This is a genomic window from Micromonospora sp. 050-3, from assembly GCF_046549335.1.
In the GTDB taxonomy this organism is placed as follows: Bacteria; Actinomycetota; Actinomycetes; order Mycobacteriales; family Micromonosporaceae; genus Micromonospora; species Micromonospora trifolii.
Genome location: NZ_JAJPVX010000002.1, coordinates 676,906 through 694,905, shown reverse-complemented (window position 1 = coordinate 694,905; position 18,000 = coordinate 676,906). Strand labels below are relative to the sequence as shown.

Sequence of the window (18,000 nt, the reverse complement as noted above, 5' to 3'; positions counted from 1 at the left end):
TCCCGCCTCAACAGGCGACAGTGCCGAGGAAAACGTTACGGGGCTGTCAACTCCCGGACAGTCAGCTCACCCACGGCGTACCGCGAACGGACGACCTTCTTGTCGAACTTGCCGACGCTGGTCTTCGGCACCGTGTCGATGAACGCCCAGCGCTCGGGCAACTGCCAGCGCGCCACCGACCCGGCCAGGAAGTCCCGCAACTCCTCGGCGGTCACCGAAGCGCCCTCCCGAACCACCACGGTGGCCAGCGGACGTTCGTCCCATCGCTCGTCCGGGACCCCCACCACGCACGCCTCCAGCACCGCCGGGTGGGCCATCAGCGCGTTCTCCAACTCCACCGACGAGATCCACTCACCACCGGACTTGATCACGTCCTTGGCGCGGTCGGTCAGGTTGATGTACCCGTCCGGCGAGAGGGTGCCCACGTCGCCGGTACGCAGCCAGCCGTCGCGGAACTTTTCCTCGTCCGGGGCGTCGTCACCGACGTACCGGGCGGTCACCCACGGCCCACGGACCTCCAGCTCGCCCACGGCCGTGCCGTCGGCGGGCATCGGGTCGCCCGACGGGCCGACGATCCGCGCCTGCACGCCCGCCGGCACCCGCCCCTGGGTGTAGCGGTAGCGCCAGGCCTGCTCACCGGTAGCACCGGCGGGCGGGCGCGAGACGGACCCCAGCGGGGACATCTCGGTCATCCCCCAGGCGTGGATGACGTCGATCCCGTGCCGCTCGTCGAACGCGTGCATCAGTGCCGGCGGGCACGCCGAGCCGCCGACGATCACCTCACCGAGCGAGGAGGTGTCCACGTCGTGCGTGTCCAGGTAGGCCAGCAGGTCGGTCCAGATGGTCGGCACCGCGCCGGCCAGTGTGGGCCGCTCGGCGGCGATCATCTCGGCGATCGGCGCGGCCTGGAGGAACCGGTCCGGCATGATCAGCGACGCGCCGGAGAGGAAGGCCGCGTACGGCAGGCCCCAGGACATGGCGTGGAACATCGGCACGATGGCCAACTCGCGGTCGGTCGGCCCGAGACCGAAACCCTCCGGCATGCAGACCTGCAACGAGTGCAGGTAGATCGACCGGTGCGAGTAGGCCACGCCCTTCGGGTTGCCGGTGGTGCCCGAGGTGTAGCAGAGCGCGGCGGCGTCGCGCTCGTCGACCTCGGGCCAGTCGTACGTGTCGGGCCGGTCGGCGAGCAACGCGTCCCAGTGGTGCACTGTGATCCGGTCGCCGGCCGCCGCCACCAGCGGCGCCGGGTCGCCGCCGCCGACCACCACGACGTGCCGCACCGTGGTCAGCTCACCGATCACCCGGGCCAGCAGCGGGATGAGCGTGCTGTCGACAAGCACCACCCGGTCCTCGGCGTGGTTGGCGATGTAGACGACCTGGTCGGGGAAGAGCCGGATGTTGAGCGTGTGCAGCACCGCGCCCATGCTCGGCACCGCGAAGTAGGCGACCAGGTGCTCGTTGTTGTTCCACATGAAGGTGGCGACCCGCTCGTCGCCGGTCACCCCACACTCGTCGCGCAGCCCGTGTGCCAACCGAGCGGCCGCCCGGCCCACCTCGGCGTACGTCATCCGGCGGGGTTCGGCGCCCGTCCAGGTGACCACCTCGGCCGTGCCGTGCACCAGTGCACCGTGGTCGAGGATCCGGGAGATCTGCAGAGGGGCGTCCATCATCGTGCTACGCATGGGTAACAAGCTAGTGTCGGCGGTCACACGTTGGGAACCCCCGTAAGTTGTCGCAGGTGAGCATCTCCTGGGCCGACTCATATGTGGGGCAGTTGCGCGCGCTCGCCGGGGACCGGACGCTGATGTTCGTCGGCGCCCGAGCCGTGGTCAACGACGACGCCGGCCGCATCCTGCTGATCAAACGCTCGGACAACGGCCAGTGGGCCATGCCGGCCGGCGCGATGGAACTGGGCGAGTCGATCGCCGACTGCGCGGTCCGCGAGGTCCGCGAGGAGACCGGGCTGCGTGCGCTGCGGGTCTGCGCGTTCGCTCTCTACACCGGCCCGGACCGGACGAGCACCAACATGTACGGCCACACGTACCAGGTGTTCACCACCGCGTTCAAGGTGGAGGAGTGGGACGGGCAGTTGGCCCGGGTCACCGACGAGACCACCGACGCCGGCTTCTTCGCCCGCGACCGGTTCCCCGCCCCACTCTCCACCTCTGTCATCGAGACCCTGGCCGACCTGGACGTCTTCGAGCAGACCAACCGGCTCATCCTCAAGTAGGTCGGCCCCGGGGCCACCGGCCCCGGGGCCGTGCCTCACTGCGGCAGGCGGAGCCCGGCGAAGAACCCTTCCTGGATCCAGTTCGGGTACGCGACCGGCAGCTTGGTGGCCTCGTCCAGCTCGGTGAGATCCTCCGCGGTCAGGGTGAGGTCCGAGGCGGCGATGTTGTCGACCAACTGCTCGTGCTTGCGGGCACCGACGATCACGCTGGTCACCGCCGGCCGGGACAGCAGCCAGGCGACAGCCACCCGGGCCGGGCTGACCTCGTGCCGCTCGGCGACGCCCTTGAGCACGTCGACCACGCCGAAGGCGTGCTCGGGGTCGAACGGGGTGAAGCTGGCGTAACCCGGCTGTGCGCTACGCGCGCCACTGTCGGCGACGGCGCCGTCCCGGCTGACCTTGCCGGAGAGGAAACCACCGGCGAGCGGGCTCCACACGGTCACCCCGACACCCTCGTTGAGCGCCATCGGCACCACGTCGCGCTCCACGTCCCGACCCAGCAGGGAGTAGTACTCCTGCACCGAGACGAACCCGGCCAGCTTTTCCCGAGCGGAGATGCCCAGTGCCTTGGAGATCTGCCAGGCGGCGAAGTTCGCGGCGCCGATGTAGCGGACCTTGCCCTGCCGGACCGCGTCGTCGAGCGCGCGCAGCATCTCCTCCATGGGAGTGATGTGGTCGAAGTTGTGGATCTGGTACAGGTCGATGTGATCGGTGCCCAGCCGGCGCAGGCTGTCCTCCAGGTTCTGCATGATGTGCAGCCGGGAGGTGCCGACGTCGTTCGGGCCGGGGCCGGTGCGGGAGTGCACCTTCGTCGCCAGTACGACGTCGCGACGCCGCTTGCCGAGCGCCTTGCCGAGCAGTTCCTCGCTCTCGCCGTCGCTGTAGCCGTCGGCGGTGTCGACGAAGTTGACGCCCGCGTCCAGCGCGGTGTCCACCAGCCGCTGCACCTCGGGCAGCGCCAGCCCACCCAGGGTGCCCCAGAGCGGGTGCCCGCTGCCGCCGAAGGTCATCGCGCCGAGCGAGATCTCCGAGACGTACACCCCGGTGGTGCCCAACAGTCGGTACTTCACGTGTGTTGCTCCTCGTGGTGGGTCGGAGGCCGAGGTCAGGCACTCCGTGGTCACTATGTCGGACACTGTGTCCGGCAACGAGCGTACGTCGCCCACCCGACCCCCAGCCACCTAGGATTCCGGCTATGCCCTCGATCACCCGCCGCCGCCCGCGCAACCCCGACGGACGCGCGGCAGTCGAAGCGCGGGTGCTGGCGGCCACCGAACGGCTCCTGAAGGAGGGAATCCGCTTCACCGACCTCGGCGTGCAGCGGATCGCCGCCGAGGCCGGTGTGGCGCGGTCGACCTTCTACACCCACTTCCGGGACAAGACCGAGCTGCTCATGCGCCTCGCCGGCACCATGCGGGAGAGTTCGTTCGACCGCACCGGCGACTGGGACCCGGGCGGCCCTGGTGATCCGCTCGCCCGGCTCACCGAGGTCTTCGGCGACGTGATCCGGATATACCGGACGTACGCCCCGGTGCTGGCCGCTGTCAGCGAGGTCGCCGCCTACGACGAGGCGGTCCGGGAGTACTGGGCGACCGGGCTGGAGCAGTTCGTGGCCCGCACCGTGGACGCTCTCCGGATCGAGCAGCAGGCCGGACGTACCCCCGCCGACCTGGACGTGACGGCGGCCAGCCGGCTGATCGTGATCGGCGGCGACCGCTTCCTCGCCGACCACGTCAGCACGACCTCGGCCCACCCCGATACCGACGCGGCGGCCGCCCGGGAGTTGGCCGCGACCTGGTGGTACGGCGCCTACCGCCGCCCCGCCTGACCACAGCTGCTCCGGCCCGAAGTCGGGCAGCAGCCGCTCGGCCGGATCCCGGAGCGGTCCGGGGCGGTCGGCGTCGGGACACTCAGATCATCGTCTGGGACTTGGCCTCCATGTCGGCGGCCGCCTCCTCCTTGGACTCGCGGGTCAACGGCTTACCGCCCGGAGCCGGGGCCTCGCCACCGAGCGGGTCGGCGCCACCTGTGGCACCCTGCGGGCCGGCACCCCGCAGCTGCGTGTTGGGCAGCGTCAGGGTGACCACCACCGCCACGATCGCGATCAGGCCGGCGGTCAGGAAGACCATGTCCAGCGCGTCGACGAAGGCGCCCTGGATGGCCGCGCGCACCGGCCCCGGCAGGGCCAGGATGGTGGCCGGGTCGTTGATCGAGATGTTGGCGCCGCCACTCGCCGCCACAGCGGCCTGCTCCTGCGGCGGGAGCTGCGCGATCGCGCCGGGCAACCGGTCGGCGAGCCCGCCGGTCAGCCGGGACGAGAGCACCGTGCCGAGGATCGCCACCCCGAACGAACCGCCGAGCGACCGGAAGAAGGTCGCCGAGGAGGTGCCAGCACCCAGGTCGCGTACCGAGACCGCGTTCTGCACCGCCAGGATCAGCGACTGCATACAGAGACCCAACCCGACGCCGATCACCACCATGAACCCGAACGCGACCCAGAGCGAGGTGGCCACCTCCAACTGGGTGAAGAGGAACATGCCGACCAGCAGGGTCACCGAACCGGCCACCGGGAACCACTTGTACCGACCGATCCGGGTCATCGCGCGGCCGGTCAGGATCGAGGTGATGATGATGCCGGCCATCATCGGCAGCATCAGCAGACCGCTTCGGGTCGGCGAGGCGCCCTTCACGATCTGCAGGTACAGCGGGATGAAGATGATCGAACCGAACATCACCAGACCGATGATGAGCAGGGCCGAGTTGGCCAACGCGAAGGTGGCGCTCCGGAACAGCCGCAGCGGGAGAATCGGCTCGGCCACCCGGGCCTCCTGGAGGACGAAGAGCACCCCCAGCACCGCACCGACCACGAAGAGCGTGATGATCACGCCGGAGCCCCAGGCGTACTCGTTGCCGCCCCAGCTCAGCGCGAGCAGCAGGGAACTCACCCCGGCCACCAGCAGGCCGGCGCCGAGCCAGTCGATCGAGTGGTCCCGACGTTCGAACGGGATCAACCGCATCACGTGGTAGCAGACGACGATCGCCAGGATCGCCAGCGGCACGTTGATGTAGAAGATCCACCGCCAGTCGGTTTCCGCGAAGTAACCGCCCACCAGCGGCCCGGCGACCGACGAGATCCCGAAGACCGCTCCGAACAGCCCCTGGTAGCGGCCACGCTCCCGGGGTGACACCACGTCCGAGATGATGGTGAACGCGAGCGTCAACAGACCACCGGCGCCGAGACCCTGGATGCCCCGGGTGACGATCAGCTGGGTCATGTTCTGCGACAGCCCGGCCAGCAACGACCCGAGCAGAAACGTGCCGATCGAGAAGAGGAAGACCGGGCGGCGCCCGTACAGGTCGGCCATCTTGCCGTAGAGCGGCGTCGACGCGGTCGAGGCGAGCAGGTACGCGGTGACCACCCAGGAGTAGTGGTTGATTCCGCCCAGCTCGCCCACGATGGTCGGCAGCGCCGTACCGACGATGGTCTGGTCGAGTGCGGCCAGCAGCATGCCGGTCATCAGGCCGAACATGAGCAGCCGGATCTGCTGCCGGTTCAGCACCGGCGCATCTGAGGCTTCGGTGGTCATGTGCCCTTCTATCCCGCGAGCCGCAGAACATGCGCCGAACCCCCAAAAAACCAACCCGCACCGCACCGGCTCGCGCTCTCGCTCTCGCATCCTGGCGTTGATCATGAAGTTATTGCCACGACACGCCGCGCGCGGTGGCAATAACTTCATGATCAACGTAGGGGTGGGTGGGGGGTTAGGGGGTGGTGAAGGTTTTGGTGATTGCTGCACAGAAAGCGGGGAGGTCGTCGGGTTTGCGGCTGCTGGTCAGCTTGCCGTCGGTAACGCACTCCTCGTCCACCCAGGTGGCTCCGGCGTTGGTCAGGTCGGTACGCAGGGTGGGCCAGGAGGTGATCCGCCGGCCGCGCACCACGTCCGCCTCGATCAGCGTCCACGGGCCGTGACAGATCACCCCGACGGGCTTGCCCGCGTCGAAGAACGCCTTCACGAACCGCACCGCGTCCGGGTCGCCCCGCAGGAAGTCCGGGTTCGCCACCCCTCCGGGCAGCACCAACGCGTCGTAGCCGGCGGCGTCGGCCTTGTCGACGGTCACGTCCACGTCGTACGTCTTGGAGTGGTCCAAGTGGTTGAAGGACTGGATGGAACCGGGCTTCAGCGAGACCAGCTCGGCCGTCGCGCCTGCGTTCTCGACCGCCTCGCGTGGTTGGACGTACTCGACCTCCTCGACGCCGTCGGCGGCCAGGAAGGCGATCCGCTTGCCCTGCAATGTCGCTGCCATCTCGGTACATCTCCTTTCCGGGGGGTACCTCAATCCCCTTCCCGCCCTCGAACGCCCGAAACAGGTCGGACAGGTGAGGACCGGTCCGGACCGGTGAGGACCGGTCAGGAGCCGTCGAAGGTCGCCTGGCCAGCGGCGGGGCCGGCCGGCGCGCAGGTTTGTCCCCCAGGCCGCTGGGGACCCGGGGAGGCATGGCAGGAGCAGCAGCGGAACAGCGCCGGTTCGCCACCGTCGTGGAGAGCTGGCTGGGACGCCCAGTGCTGATCGTCGGTGACGCCATGTTGGACGAATGGCGGTTCGCCGACTCCGACCGGCTCTGCCGGGAGGCGCCCGCACCGGTCCTCACCCTGCGCCGGCGGATCTCCGCCGCCGGCGGGGCCGCGAACACGGCCGTCAACGTCGCCGCCCTCGGCGGACGGGCGGTGCTGGTGGCACCGGTCGGCGCGGACGTCGCCGGGGACGAACTGCACGACTGCCTGGACCGCGCGAGCGTCTGGGACCGCACCGTCAACCAGCCCGGGCGACCCACCCCGGTCAAGCGGCGAATGTTGGCCGGCAACCAGATCCTGCTGCGTGAGGACTCCGGCGACCCGGAGGACGCCCTGGACCACGACGGGGTGACCCGGCTGCTCACCGCCCTGAGCTGCGCGACCGGGGAGTTGCGCGCCGCCGCCGGCGGAGAGGCGCCGACCCTGGTGGTCTGCGACTACGGCCTGGGCGCGCTGCCCGCGCCGGTCCGCGCGTGGCTGGTCGAGAACCGTCAGCGGTACGCCACAGTCGCGCTGGACGCCCACGACCTGGCCGACTGGCGGGGCCTCGCGCCGACAGTGGTCACCCCCAGCTTCGCCGAGGCGACCCGGCTGCTGGCCCGCGCGGGCGGCACGACCCGACCGACCGGCGGGACCGAACTGCACCTGGAACACCCGGACGGCGACCCGGTCGACGGGCCCTCCGAGATGACCGTCGGCGCGGCCCCGGGCGCGGTACGCGCCGACGACACGGCCGCCGAGGTGGCCCGGGCCGACCGCCCGGGACCGGTCGGCGAGCCCACCCCGGGTGAGGGACGGGTGGCCCTCACCGGCGACGGGCTCAGCGTCACCGGCACCGGCGTCACAGTGAACACCCGGGCCGGGGAGGGCGTCGACCGGGCCGTCCTGGCCGAGTCGCGGCTGGCCGAACTGCGTGCGCACACCGGCGCCGACGTGGTCGCGGTGACCCTGGACACCGAGGGCGCTGTGGTCGGCGGCGCCGACGGGGAGCCGCGGCGCAGCCACAGCACCCCGGTGCCGGCGAGCCACGCCGTGGGCGCCGGTGACGCCTACCTGGCGGCGATGACGTTGGCCCTGGCCGCCGACGCGCCCCTGCCCACCGCCGCGCAACTCGCCCAACTGGCGGCCACCATCACCGTCTCGGACACCGGCACCTGCGTGTGCCGACGGGACGACCTGCTCGCCGCACTGGACCAGCCGACCGACACCACGAGCCACCCCGCGCTGGTCGGCGGCGACGAGTTGAACGCGATCGTCGCCGAGTACCGCGAGGCGGGACGGTCGGTGGTCTTCACCAACGGCTGCTTCGACGTGCTGCATCGCGGGCATGTGCGCTACCTGGAGCAGGCCCGCGCGTTGGGCGACCTGCTCATCGTGGCAGTCAACTCGGACGGCAGCGTACGACGGCTGAAGGGCCCGGACCGGCCGGTCAACCCGGTCGAGGACCGGGGTGCCCTGCTCGCCGCGCTCGCCTGCGTGGACCACGTGGTGGTCTTCGAGGAGGACTCACCCGCCGCGCTGATCGAGGCGGTCCGACCGGACGTGTACGTCAAGGGCGGCGACTATCCGCCGGAGCTGGTGCCGGAGGCGCCGCTGGTGCGCCGGCTGGGCGGCCAGGTGCGCACCCTGGGGTACGTGCCGGACCGGTCCACCTCCGCGATCATCGAGCGGATCCGGTCGCACAGCCAGGACCCGTCGCCACACCTCGACGACCGGGAGCCTGACCCGTCGCTGCGCACCCGCACCCAGGCGTCGTGAACCGCCCCCTCGACCTCGGCACCCCGGAGGAGTTCCGCGCCGATCGGCTGGTCGACGTGCTGATCCCGACCCGGAACCGGCCCGCCGAGTTGGCCGTCACCCTGGGCGGGCTCGCCGCCCAGGACGGGGTACCCGGCTTCGGCGTGGTCGTCAGCGACCAGTCCGACGGGGATCCGGCGTTCACGCATCCCGCTGCGGCCACCATGGTCCGGGCGCTGCGCCACCGGGGTCACCCGGTGCTGCTGACCCGCCGGCTGCCCCGACGGGGGTTGGCCGAACACCGGGCGTACCTGCTCGCCGCCTCGGCGGCCCGCTACGTCCTCAGCCTCGACGACGACATCTGGCTGGAAGCCGGTGCGCTGCACCGACTGGTCACCGCGATCGGTGAGCTGGGCTGCGGGTTCGTCGGCAACGGCGTGCACGGGCTCTCGTACACCGATGACGTACGGCCGGAATCGCACGGCCACTACGAGGAGTGGGCGGGCACGCCCACACCGGAGCGGATCCGACCCGGCACCCCGGAGTGGAACCGGGCCCGGATCCATTCGGCCGCGAACCTGCTGCACATCACCGAGCAGTTGGCGCTGCCGCCGGGCGCGTGGCGGGCGTACAAGGTCTCCTGGATCGGCGGGTGCGTGCTCTACGACCGGGCCAAGCTCGTCGACGCCGGTGGCTTCGACTTCTGGCGTCGGGTGCAGGAGAAGCACCAGGGCGAGGACGTGGCCGCGCAGCTCGCCGTGTTGGCCCGCTACGGCGGCGCGGGCATCCTGCCCAGCGGCGCGTACCACCTGGAGTCCCCCACCACTGTCACCGACCGGGACGTGGAGGCGTGGGAGGTCGTCCTCGCCGAGGAGGACACCCCGCAGCCGGCCTGAACTACCGGGTGAGCAGCTCGCGGGCGGCTTCCAGCACCTCGATCACCGGTACGTCGCTCACGAACGAGTCCCGGTGCGGGCACTCACCGTCGCCGGGCCGGTGCGGGTAGATGCCCGGTGTGCAGTCGACACCGCAGACCGGGCAGTGCACCGTCCACGAGCTGATCGGCCGATGCCGGGCCCGCAGCGGGCTGGCCCCGTTGATCAGGTTGCCGACCCAGAAGATGCCCACAGTTGGCGCGCCCACAGCGGCGGCCAGGTGCAGCGGGCCGGTGTCGTTCGAGACGACCAACGCGCAGTCGGCGTAGCAGCCCACCAAACCACCCAGGCTGAGCGTGCCCACCTGCTGTCGCACCGGCACCTGCGCCGCAGCGACGACCCGGTTCACCACCTCCTGCTCGGAGGGCGTGCCGGTGACCAGCACCTCGTAGCCGTCCTCGTGCAGCGCACGGGCCACCTCGGCGAAGCGCTCGGCGGGCCAGCGGCGGCGGGTGTCGGTGGCACCCGGATGCAACGCCACCCGGGGACGGCCCGCCGGGCCGAGCACCTGAGCGGCCTCGGCCCGGTCGGCGTCGGTCACCGCCAGCGTCGGCGTGATGGTGGTGGCCGGCGCTCCCGCAAGCGCCACCACCTCCAGGTAGCGGATCACCTCGTGCTGGTAGTAGACGTAGCGCAGCCACCGGTCAAGCGGCGGCGCGTCGTCGGCGCGCAGACCCACAGTCAACCGGGCACCGAGCCGACTGATCAGCGGGTTGGAGTTGGCACCCCCGCCGTGGATCTGCACCGCCAGGTCGAATTCCGCGCCTGCGGCAGCGGCCACGAAGTCGTCGATCGACGACTCCGGCTCACCCGCCTCCGGCGTACGGATGCCGGCTGCCGGCGGCACCACCAGCACCCGGTCCACCGGGCCGGGCCGGTCGCGCCAGAGCTTCGCGTGCCACGGCGCACCGAGCAGCACGATCTCCGCCGAGGGGTACGCGCTGCGCAACGCCTCCAGTGCCGGCAGGGCGAAGATGAAGTCACCGAGCGCGTTGGCGCGCAGCACGGCGATCCGCCGCACGTCGGGAAGGCGCTCGGCCGTCGGGCCGAGCACGGACGGGGTGACCACCCGGCCCGCTACGGCCGGTCGATCTCGCCAGCGGTGTCCGGGCGGTGCAGCTCCCGGTCCGCGGCGGGATCGGCTGGCATCGGCGTACCCGTGGAGAGGTCGCCGGAGCGCGGCCCAGTGCGGCCGACGGTGATGGTGCGCGGCGCGGGCCGGGTCGCCCGCGGCAGCCGGACCCGGAGCAGGCCGTGATCCATCAGCGCGTCGATGGTGTCCGGGTCGACCCGCGCCGGCAGGTTGACCCGGTACTCGAAGCCGCGCGTCTCGAAGCCGCCGGGGATGCCCTGGTCGGCGTTGACCTCCGCCTCCGAGCGGGCCCGCACGCACAACTCGCGGTCGTCCAACTCGACGGCCACCTCCTCCGGCGCCACCCCGGGCAGCCGGACGACGACCTCCCAGCCGTCCGAGGTCTCGGTCAACTCGACGTCGGACGCCCCGCCGCGACCACCTACCAGGCGACTCAACTCGGAGCGCAGCGACTGCAACTCCCCCATCGGGTCCCAGCCCTGCTGCCGGTTGCCGCGCCACCCCCGGCCGAAGCCGCCAAACTGCTGCTCGCTCATCACACCTCTCCGATCCGCTGAGTGGCCGTCGGCGGCCGTAGTGAGCTGGGCGCGTCCAGGCCGGCGTCGGGGTCGACGCCCACACCGAGCCGGTCAACCAGTTCACCACCGAGCCAGGCGCTGATGCCGAGAATCGCCAGCGCGACCACCTCGATGGCGACCAGCGCCCCACCGGCGGCCCTGGAATCCGCGTTGAGCCGCACCGCCCACACGGCGGCGAAGAGCAGGATCACCGCGACGTTGGCGCCCGCGTGCAGCAGACCCACCCGCTTGGCACGCGTGCCGGTCGGGATCGCCAACAGGTCGAACGAGCCGGCAGCCGCGGCGAGCAGGCCGCCGATCAGGCCGACAGTGATGTTCCAGTACGCGACCTCGCCGAGGAAGTCGGGACCGCCGACGGTGTCCACCACGTCGAACAGCACCGCCGTGGCCAGCAGCGCGACCGGGAACATGACCAGCATCGGATGGACTGGGTGACCCAGCACCTTGAGTCGGCTCTCCATCTCCCGGCCTCCACTGGTCGGCGTCCTGCGGAACGGTCTGCTTGCAGCGAGCGCGTCGGGTGAGGCCGTACCCCCGGCAACCAGGCACAAACCTCTCGCTGGTCAGGGCGGCCTACGCTGACGACGGTGGTGCCCGCCACCGGGTCAACGGCTGAGGGAGGATCAACGTGACGGTGGAGATCACGTCGCACGAGGAGTTGCGCGAGCTGCTCGGCGTGCCGAACGCGCGGGCCGCCAACAAGGAACGCGCCCGGCTGCACGAACGGGACCGCGAGTGGCTCGGCGCCTCGCCGTTCTGTCTGATGGCCACGGCCGGCGCGGACGGCAGCTGCGACGTCTCACCCAAGGGCGACCCGGCCGGGTTCGCCCTGGTGCTGGACGACACGACCATCGCGCTGCCCGAGCGGCCCGGCAACAAGCGGGCCGACGGCTACCGCAACATCCTCGACAACCCACACATCGGGTTGCTCTTCCTGATCCCCGGGCGGACCGACACGCTGCGGATCAACGGGCGGGCCCGCCTGGTCAGCGACGCGCCCTGGTTCGACGACATGGTGATCAAGGGGCACCGACCTGTGCTCGCGGTGGTGGTGGAGATCGAGCAGATCTTCTACCACTGCGCGAAGGCGTTCCTGCGGTCCGCACTGTGGCGGCCGGAGACCTGGCAGCCCGAGGCACTGCCGTCCCGGGCACGCCTGATCAAGGAGGTCGAGGCCCCGACGGAGAGCCTCGAAGACCTGGAACGGCACTACGGCCCGGCGTACGCCACGAAGATCTACGTCTGATCCCGCTGCACGAGAGGAAGATCGAGCGTGATCAACCGCGTTGGCCTACGGTTACCGATAGTCACGGTCCCGGGGGTGGCCTGATAGCTTTCGCCGATGAATTCGGCACCTGAACGAGGCGCGTCTGGCCACGTTGATCGCGTCGCTGACTACTACGACGACAACACGCGTCGGTTCCTCCTGGTTGCCGAGAGCCCAGGCAGTGACGCCATCCATCGCGGTGTGTGGACGCCGGACGTCGCGAACACGGCAGCGGCCATGGACACCGTCAACCGCCTGATCATCGAGCGCTTGCGCGGGCAGGTCCCTGCGGGGAGCGCAAGGGTGCTTGACCTCGGCTGTGGTGTCGGCGGGACGATGGTTCGCCTGGCCCGCGAGGTGGACGGGTTCGTCTCCGGGGTGACCATCAGCCGCGTGCAGGCCGAGATCGCCGCGCAGCGGTTCACCCGCGAAGGACTGACCGGCCGTTGTGACGTGATCTGTGCCGACTTCGCCGAGCTGCCAGCGGAACCCCACTACGACGCCATGCTCGCCGTGGAGGCGGTCGTCCACTCGCCGTCGCTGGAGAACCTGATCCCGTCCCTGGTGGAGCGGCTGCGCCCTGGAGGGCGCCTCATCCTGTGCGACGACTGGATGACCGAGAAGGATCGCGGGCTCGCCGCTCGGGAGCGTTGTCTCGACCAGTTCCGCGCCGGCTGGCGGATCGGGAGCTTGCATACCGTGGCCGAGCTGGCCGCCATGTCCGAGCGCGCTGGCTTGCGCCTGGTCGAGGACCTGGATCTCACCCCATACCTGCACCTCGGGCGGCCCCGCGACCGCGTGATCAAGCTGACTGTCGGCGCCACAGCCTTGCTTCCGCGGCTTCGCAACCGTCTTGTCGAGGTGCCATTCTGGGCCAACATGATTGGCGGTTCCGCCTTGCAGGCTGGATTGTCACGGCGTTGGTTGGAGTACCGCTTGATCGTGCTTGAGAAGGCGTGAGGTTTCGCCCGATCACCTGTGGCGCGGTGGGCACGGCCCGCGGCGATGTCGTGGCAATCGGTATGTCTGTTGAATGACAGTCACCGATAACGCTCGCACGCCTACGCTGGATCCCCACGGGAGGGGGTCCAATGAGGACGAACTGGCCTGGGTCGCACCCTGTCATCCGCAGGGCCGGCAGGTTTTGGGTCGCTCGTGCCTCCGCCTGGCAGCTGGTGACGGCGCTGGTTCTCTTCGTCGCGGCCGTCTCGGCGGCCTTCACAGTGGCCGCGATGCTCACCACCGGCCCCGAGCGGACCGACAGTGGCAGACCGAACGGTTTCCCGCAGACCTGGCTGGCGACCGCTCGGTCGCTCCTCGGCGCGGAGGACTTTCCCCGGCAGGATGGGAACACCTGGCACGAATTCCTCGCCACACTGGCGAGCCTTCTCGGCGCTGTCACCCCGGCCGCGATCATCGGCATCGTCATGATCCGGGTCTTCGCCACCGAATTCTTCACCTGGCGGGCCAAGGGAAGTCTGTCCAGCCTCGCCGAGCTGCGGTCGGACACCGCCGGGCCGGTGCAGGTCAGCACGGACGGAATCATCGCGATCCGCTTCTACAAGAAGATCCACGGCGTCACGCTCAGCGACATCCGGGCACGGGCCTACCTTGCCTTCCGTTCCACGTCGCTCATCGACGGCAGCACCTTCTTTAAACGCGAGCAGCTTCAGGTGCTCAGCCCGGAGGCCACCGAGGTGGAGGAACGGGTGTGGCCTCGGGTCGACTCGTGCATGCCGCTGACCCTCTGGATCCCGCTCAAGGCGCCTCTGCACGACGGGCGAGCGACGAGTGTGCAGGGCCGGCAGCTCGACAGCCGCACCTACCACATCTTCGTCGTGGTGGAGGCCAGGGTCGCCGGGTTGAACATCAGCGTCCACGACCAGCAGAGCTATGCGCTCGCCAAGGATTTCCACGAGGGTAGGGCGGTGCCGATCGAACCGGACCTGACCCGACTGCCTCGCGACTGGCGCGGCTGGGATCGCTTCGACGAACCGGCGACGTACGGCATCTTCGCGTACGGCTCACTGGTCGCGCCCGAAACGATCAGCGACCTGCTAGGTCGGCCCGCTCGGAAGGGCGTCGACTACTGCCGGGCCACCCTGGACGGCTGGCGCCGGACGTGGAGTGTCTGCACCGACAACACCGGACCGGGCCGTATCCGCTACCAGGACCTGGCGAGCGGTGACGAACCCGAGATCCAGGTGCTGTTCCTCAATGCCGAGCCGGACGCTGACGCCTCGGCGGCCCTCGACGGAATCCTGATCCTCGTACGGGGCGAGCAACTCGTCGAGCTGGACAAACGCGAGGGCAACTACCAGCGCACCGTGCTCACCACCGGGCTTTCGGTGCCGGCCGGCACCGTGGTGCCCGACGTGGTGTGGATCTACACGGGGCGGCAGGAGCAGGTCGACCGGGCACGCCAGGGCATCGTGATGGGCACCGCGCGGATCCGGCAGGAGTATCTGGACAGCGTCTGTAAGGCACACGCGCGGCACGAGGGCCTGCTGGAGAACCTGGAGCGGTATACCAGCACTCCGCCTGGCGTCTCGAAGGTCAACCTCCGCCGGATCGAACTGCCGGCGACGGAGGCAGCCCCACCTCAGCAGCGCGAACCGAGCTGATGCAGATGGCAACGATCAGGCCGACCAGCCGGCGGGGTTGCCGAACGACTCCCGGGAGATCCCCGAGCCGGTCTCCGGCCACGATCCGAACCGGTCGTTGTGCAGGTGCGCGAAGAAGTAGCACATGCCTTCGCAGTCGGCGTCCAGCAGCGCCATCGCGGGGTCGGCGCGGACCGCCTCGTAGTACGACCGCCCCAGGGCCACTATGAAACCTCGGGCGTAGAGGAAGCCGTCGTCCGACCCGTCGGTCACCTCGTGGATGTCCTCCCGATCGATGTCGTGCAGCTTGCGCTCCACCACCCGGTCGAGATCCGTCAACTCCTGCCCGGTCAGCTCGACGGTCAACTGCCCGAGGTGGCCCAGGAAGGCATCAAGCCAGGCGTCGATCGCGTAGGACGGGCCGTCATCGTCGTCGCCGTCGTCGCCGGCGGGGTCGCGCTCGACGAGGGCCTGCCGCAGCGCCAGGGGCTCGGCGCCCAACTCGGCCCAGGCCGCCTCGATGAGTGCCCACAGCCGGGCCTCGTCGGCGGGGGTGGGCAGCGTCCCAGGGGCATCGGTGGTCACGGTCACCGCCGGACCATATCGACCACCGCCGACACTTCCGCCGCCACGACAGGACCGCCAGCCCCGTCGGCTCTCCACATCGGCCGGTCGTCGTACCACTGCTCTAGCGTTGCCTGGTGCACCTCGACGATTGGTTGCCAGCGACCCGCACCTCCTACGACACGGTCGCGGTCAGCTACGCGCACCTGGTACGTGACCTCCTGGCGGAGGCACCGTACGAACGAGCCGCCCTGGCATCGTTCGCCGAGCTCGTGCAGGCTGCCGGCGGCGGGCCGGTCGCGGATGTGGGCTGCGGGACGGGGCGAATCACCGCCCATCTGCACACGCTCGGCGTCGACGCCTTCGGGATCGATCTCTCACCCGGAATGATCGACGTGGCCCGCCGTGACCACAGTGAGCTGAGGTTCGAGGTCGGCTCGATGACCGACCTCGATCTGGCCGACGGCTCGGTCGCCGGCCTGGTCGCCTGGTACTCCCTCATCCACATCCCCGACGACCAGATCGGCGTCGTGCTCGCCCACTTCCGGCGGGTGGTGCGGCCCGGCGGCCCGCTGCTGCTCGGCTTCCACGTGGGTGACGAAACGACCCTCAAGACCGAGGGCTACGGCGGGCACCCGATGAACGTGCGCGTCCATCGTCGGCAGCCAGCCCAGGTGGCGGCCTGGCTACGCCAGAGCGGCTTCACGATCGACTCGCAGACCACCGTCACCTCGGCGGAGAGCCGGCTCGGCGGGATCATCGTCGGACGACGGGAGCCCTGAGCGGCACCGCATGTTGCCAATCCTCCGGCACCGCCGTTACCCTAAACTGCGTACAGCGTTAGCAGTATTCGACTTCGAATGAGGCGACTGATGACGGACGACGCGCGGCCCGTCTGGGTGCTCGGCGGTGGTGGAGTTGCCGGCATCGCCTGGGAGGTCGGCATCCTCACCGGGCTGGCCGACGAGGGAGTGACAGTGGCCCCAGAGGCAGTCCTCATCGGCACCAGCTCCGGCGCCGTCGTGGGCGCTCAGCTCGCCAGCGGCACCCCACTCGTAGAACTCTTCGAGCGCCAACGCGGCGGCGTCACCCACGAAACCTCACCCGCGCTGAGCCTTCTCCACCTGCTTCGGCTCGCGCGGGCACAACTGTTCGCGCGCAGCCCCGAGCAGGCCGCTCGCCGCCTCGGTCGACTCGCCCTCGCCGCACGCATCGACGACCCGTCCCGGCAGCGCCGGATATCCGAGGCCCGCCTGCCCAACCACGTCTGGCCGGACGACGCGGACCTCCGCATCGTGGTCGTCGACACCGAGTCCGGCGTCAGTCGCACCATCACCCGGCACGACGGCGTCCCCCTGGTCGACGCCGTCGCCGCAAGCTGCGCCATGCCGATCTCCGCGACCCCGGTCAGCATGGACGGTCGCCGCTACATGGACGGCGGCATGCGGTCGACCCTCAACCTCGACCTCGCCCCCGGAAACGGCCCGGTCATCGCCCTCGCGCCGAGCACCGCCGCGATCGGACCCTGGGCGCGCATCGACAAGCAGCGAGCCGCGCTGGGAACGGATCGCCGGGTGGAGTTGCTGCTCCGGGATCCGGCCTCCAAACGAGCCCAGGGGACCAGCGTGATGGACCGATCCGTCGTGCCCGCGCTCGTGGCCGCAGCCCGCGAGCAGGGCCGACGCGAGGCACTCCGGGTTGCCGCCGCACTTGCGGAGACAACGCCGGGGCGCGAACCGCGAGCCTGACACCCCAGGTCTCCGCGTGCCGTCGTGCCGAACGCGACAGGCACGGTGGCGGCTTCCCAGCTTGCGCGCCGCACCTACCGCGGACCCACCGGCTGCCCCGGACGAACCTCCGGGTCGCGGTGGCCATCCACGGTCGAACGTGACAAGTCCTTGGATCGGTGGCTCGCAGCGCTGCGGCCAGGGCTTATGCCCTTATCGTAAGGAAATTCCGCATTCTCCAAAATGTACCCAACTACTTTCAAAACCCCTCTCGACCGACCAATCAGTCGAATACGCTACGACTCGCCCAACGAATAACGTCGGGTGACGGGTAGGTAACTCTGGGTGTATCCAGAGTGGCTCTGGAGGGGTCATGAGTAACAACCGACGGCTGCGGCGCAGCCTGAACCATGGCCGGGCCGCTTCAGGGCTGAGCTCCGCCCTACTGGTAGTCGGGATGACGGGTGGGCCTGCAGCCGCAGCGCAGCCGGTGGAGACGAAGCCGTCCGCGCAGGACGTACACATCGGTACGCCCGGTCCGCTGGGCCAACGCGGTGGGTGGCCGTCATCCTGGTCAAGCGTCCGTCAAGACGACGACGGACCCGGCGACTCGTGGGACCAGTACCCCGACGGACAAACGGACTACGGTCCGCAGGGCTGGCAGAGCCCCTGGGGTGGTCACGACAAGG

At 70.2% G+C, this 18,000-nt stretch carries 17 protein-coding genes; 9 read left to right on the top strand and 8 right to left on the bottom strand.

From position 1 onward, the window contains the following. Positions 1-35: 35 nt before the first annotated feature. Complete coding sequence (locus tag ACLJOK_RS18205) at positions 36-1,670, bottom strand: fatty acid--CoA ligase (RefSeq protein ID WP_410821529.1); 1,635 nt, start codon at positions 1,668-1,670, stop codon at positions 36-38. A gap of 71 nt (positions 1,671-1,741) precedes the next feature. Between ACLJOK_RS18205 and ACLJOK_RS18200 the strand changes: the two genes are divergently transcribed. Then, positions 1,742-2,233 (top strand): NUDIX domain-containing protein, encoded by a 492-nt coding sequence (locus ACLJOK_RS18200; RefSeq protein ID WP_030334282.1) that lies wholly within the window; start codon positions 1,742-1,744, stop codon positions 2,231-2,233. A 35-nt stretch (positions 2,234-2,268) separates the two neighbouring features. Here ACLJOK_RS18200 and ACLJOK_RS18195 read toward each other — a convergent pair whose 3' ends face one another. Further along, a complete protein-coding gene (locus tag ACLJOK_RS18195; RefSeq protein WP_410819979.1) occupies positions 2,269-3,303 on the bottom strand; it encodes an aldo/keto reductase in 1,035 nt (344 codons plus the stop codon). 125 nt (positions 3,304-3,428) lie between these two features. Here ACLJOK_RS18195 and ACLJOK_RS18190 point away from each other — a divergent pair, with 125 nt between their 5' ends. Continuing rightward, positions 3,429-4,061 carry a TetR/AcrR family transcriptional regulator gene (locus tag ACLJOK_RS18190; RefSeq protein ID WP_410819978.1) on the top strand — a complete coding sequence of 211 codons (633 nt, stop codon included), beginning with the start codon at positions 3,429-3,431 and terminating at the stop codon, positions 4,059-4,061. An 82-nt stretch (positions 4,062-4,143) separates the two neighbouring features. Here the strand turns inward: ACLJOK_RS18190 and ACLJOK_RS18185 are convergent, their stop codons facing one another. Beyond that, complete coding sequence (locus tag ACLJOK_RS18185; protein ID WP_410819977.1) at positions 4,144-5,820, bottom strand: MDR family MFS transporter; 1,677 nt, start codon at positions 5,818-5,820, stop codon at positions 4,144-4,146. Between the two features lie 175 nt (positions 5,821-5,995). Further along, the gene (locus tag ACLJOK_RS18180; RefSeq protein ID WP_410819976.1) at positions 5,996-6,538 is read right to left on the bottom strand and encodes a type 1 glutamine amidotransferase domain-containing protein; all 543 of its coding nucleotides are present in this window, start codon (positions 6,536-6,538) and stop codon (positions 5,996-5,998) included. Between the two features lie 191 nt (positions 6,539-6,729). Here ACLJOK_RS18180 and rfaE2 point away from each other — a divergent pair, with 191 nt between their 5' ends. Both rfaE2 and ACLJOK_RS18170 read left to right on the top strand, forming a co-directional pair. Then, entirely contained in the window at positions 6,730-8,565 is a 1,836-nt protein-coding gene (gene rfaE2, locus ACLJOK_RS18175) for a D-glycero-beta-D-manno-heptose 1-phosphate adenylyltransferase (protein ID WP_410819975.1), read from the top strand. Continuing rightward, positions 8,562-9,440 (top strand): glycosyltransferase family 2 protein, encoded by an 879-nt coding sequence (locus ACLJOK_RS18170; protein ID WP_410819974.1) that lies wholly within the window; start codon positions 8,562-8,564, stop codon positions 9,438-9,440. The genes rfaE2 and ACLJOK_RS18170 overlap by 4 nt, the downstream gene beginning before the upstream one ends. 1 nt (position 9,441) lies before the next feature. Here ACLJOK_RS18170 and ACLJOK_RS18165 read toward each other — a convergent pair whose 3' ends face one another. From ACLJOK_RS18165 to ACLJOK_RS18155, 3 genes are read right to left on the bottom strand one after another with little or no spacing between them, the layout of a single operon-like run. After that, entirely contained in the window at positions 9,442-10,548 is a 1,107-nt protein-coding gene (locus tag ACLJOK_RS18165) for a glycosyltransferase family 9 protein (RefSeq protein WP_410819973.1), read from the bottom strand. An 8-nt stretch (positions 10,549-10,556) separates the two neighbouring features. Beyond that, positions 10,557-11,108: an Hsp20/alpha crystallin family protein gene (locus ACLJOK_RS18160; RefSeq protein WP_238681905.1), complete on the bottom strand. Its 552-nt coding sequence runs from the start codon at positions 11,106-11,108 to the stop codon at positions 10,557-10,559. Next, positions 11,108-11,611 carry a DUF2231 domain-containing protein gene (locus ACLJOK_RS18155; RefSeq protein WP_410819972.1) on the bottom strand — a complete coding sequence of 168 codons (504 nt, stop codon included), beginning with the start codon at positions 11,609-11,611 and terminating at the stop codon, positions 11,108-11,110. The genes ACLJOK_RS18160 and ACLJOK_RS18155 overlap by 1 nt, the downstream gene beginning before the upstream one ends. Positions 11,612-11,778: 167 nt before the next feature. Here ACLJOK_RS18155 and ACLJOK_RS18150 point away from each other — a divergent pair, with 167 nt between their 5' ends. From ACLJOK_RS18150 to ACLJOK_RS18140, 3 genes are all read left to right on the top strand, one after another. Next, positions 11,779-12,396: a pyridoxamine 5'-phosphate oxidase family protein gene (locus ACLJOK_RS18150; protein ID WP_410819971.1), complete on the top strand. Its 618-nt coding sequence runs from the start codon at positions 11,779-11,781 to the stop codon at positions 12,394-12,396. 96 nt (positions 12,397-12,492) lie between these two features. Next, entirely contained in the window at positions 12,493-13,377 is an 885-nt protein-coding gene (locus tag ACLJOK_RS18145; protein WP_410819970.1) for an SAM-dependent methyltransferase, read from the top strand. Between the two features lie 215 nt (positions 13,378-13,592). Beyond that, positions 13,593-15,041 (top strand): gamma-glutamylcyclotransferase family protein, encoded by a 1,449-nt coding sequence (locus ACLJOK_RS18140; protein ID WP_410819969.1) that lies wholly within the window; start codon positions 13,593-13,595, stop codon positions 15,039-15,041. 15 nt (positions 15,042-15,056) lie between these two features. On the opposite strand, the gene ACLJOK_RS18135 is transcribed toward ACLJOK_RS18140, so the two are convergent. Further along, complete coding sequence (locus ACLJOK_RS18135; RefSeq protein ID WP_410819968.1) at positions 15,057-15,611, bottom strand: DUF4240 domain-containing protein; 555 nt, start codon at positions 15,609-15,611, stop codon at positions 15,057-15,059. A gap of 110 nt (positions 15,612-15,721) precedes the next feature. Here ACLJOK_RS18135 and ACLJOK_RS18130 point away from each other — a divergent pair, with 110 nt between their 5' ends. Continuing rightward, positions 15,722-16,366, top strand: coding sequence for a class I SAM-dependent DNA methyltransferase (locus ACLJOK_RS18130; protein WP_410819967.1), 645 nt, complete (start codon positions 15,722-15,724; stop codon positions 16,364-16,366). 90 nt (positions 16,367-16,456) lie between these two features. Then, entirely contained in the window at positions 16,457-17,332 is an 876-nt protein-coding gene (locus ACLJOK_RS18125; RefSeq protein WP_410819966.1) for a patatin-like phospholipase family protein, read from the top strand. Positions 17,333-18,000: the final 668 nt, after the last annotated feature.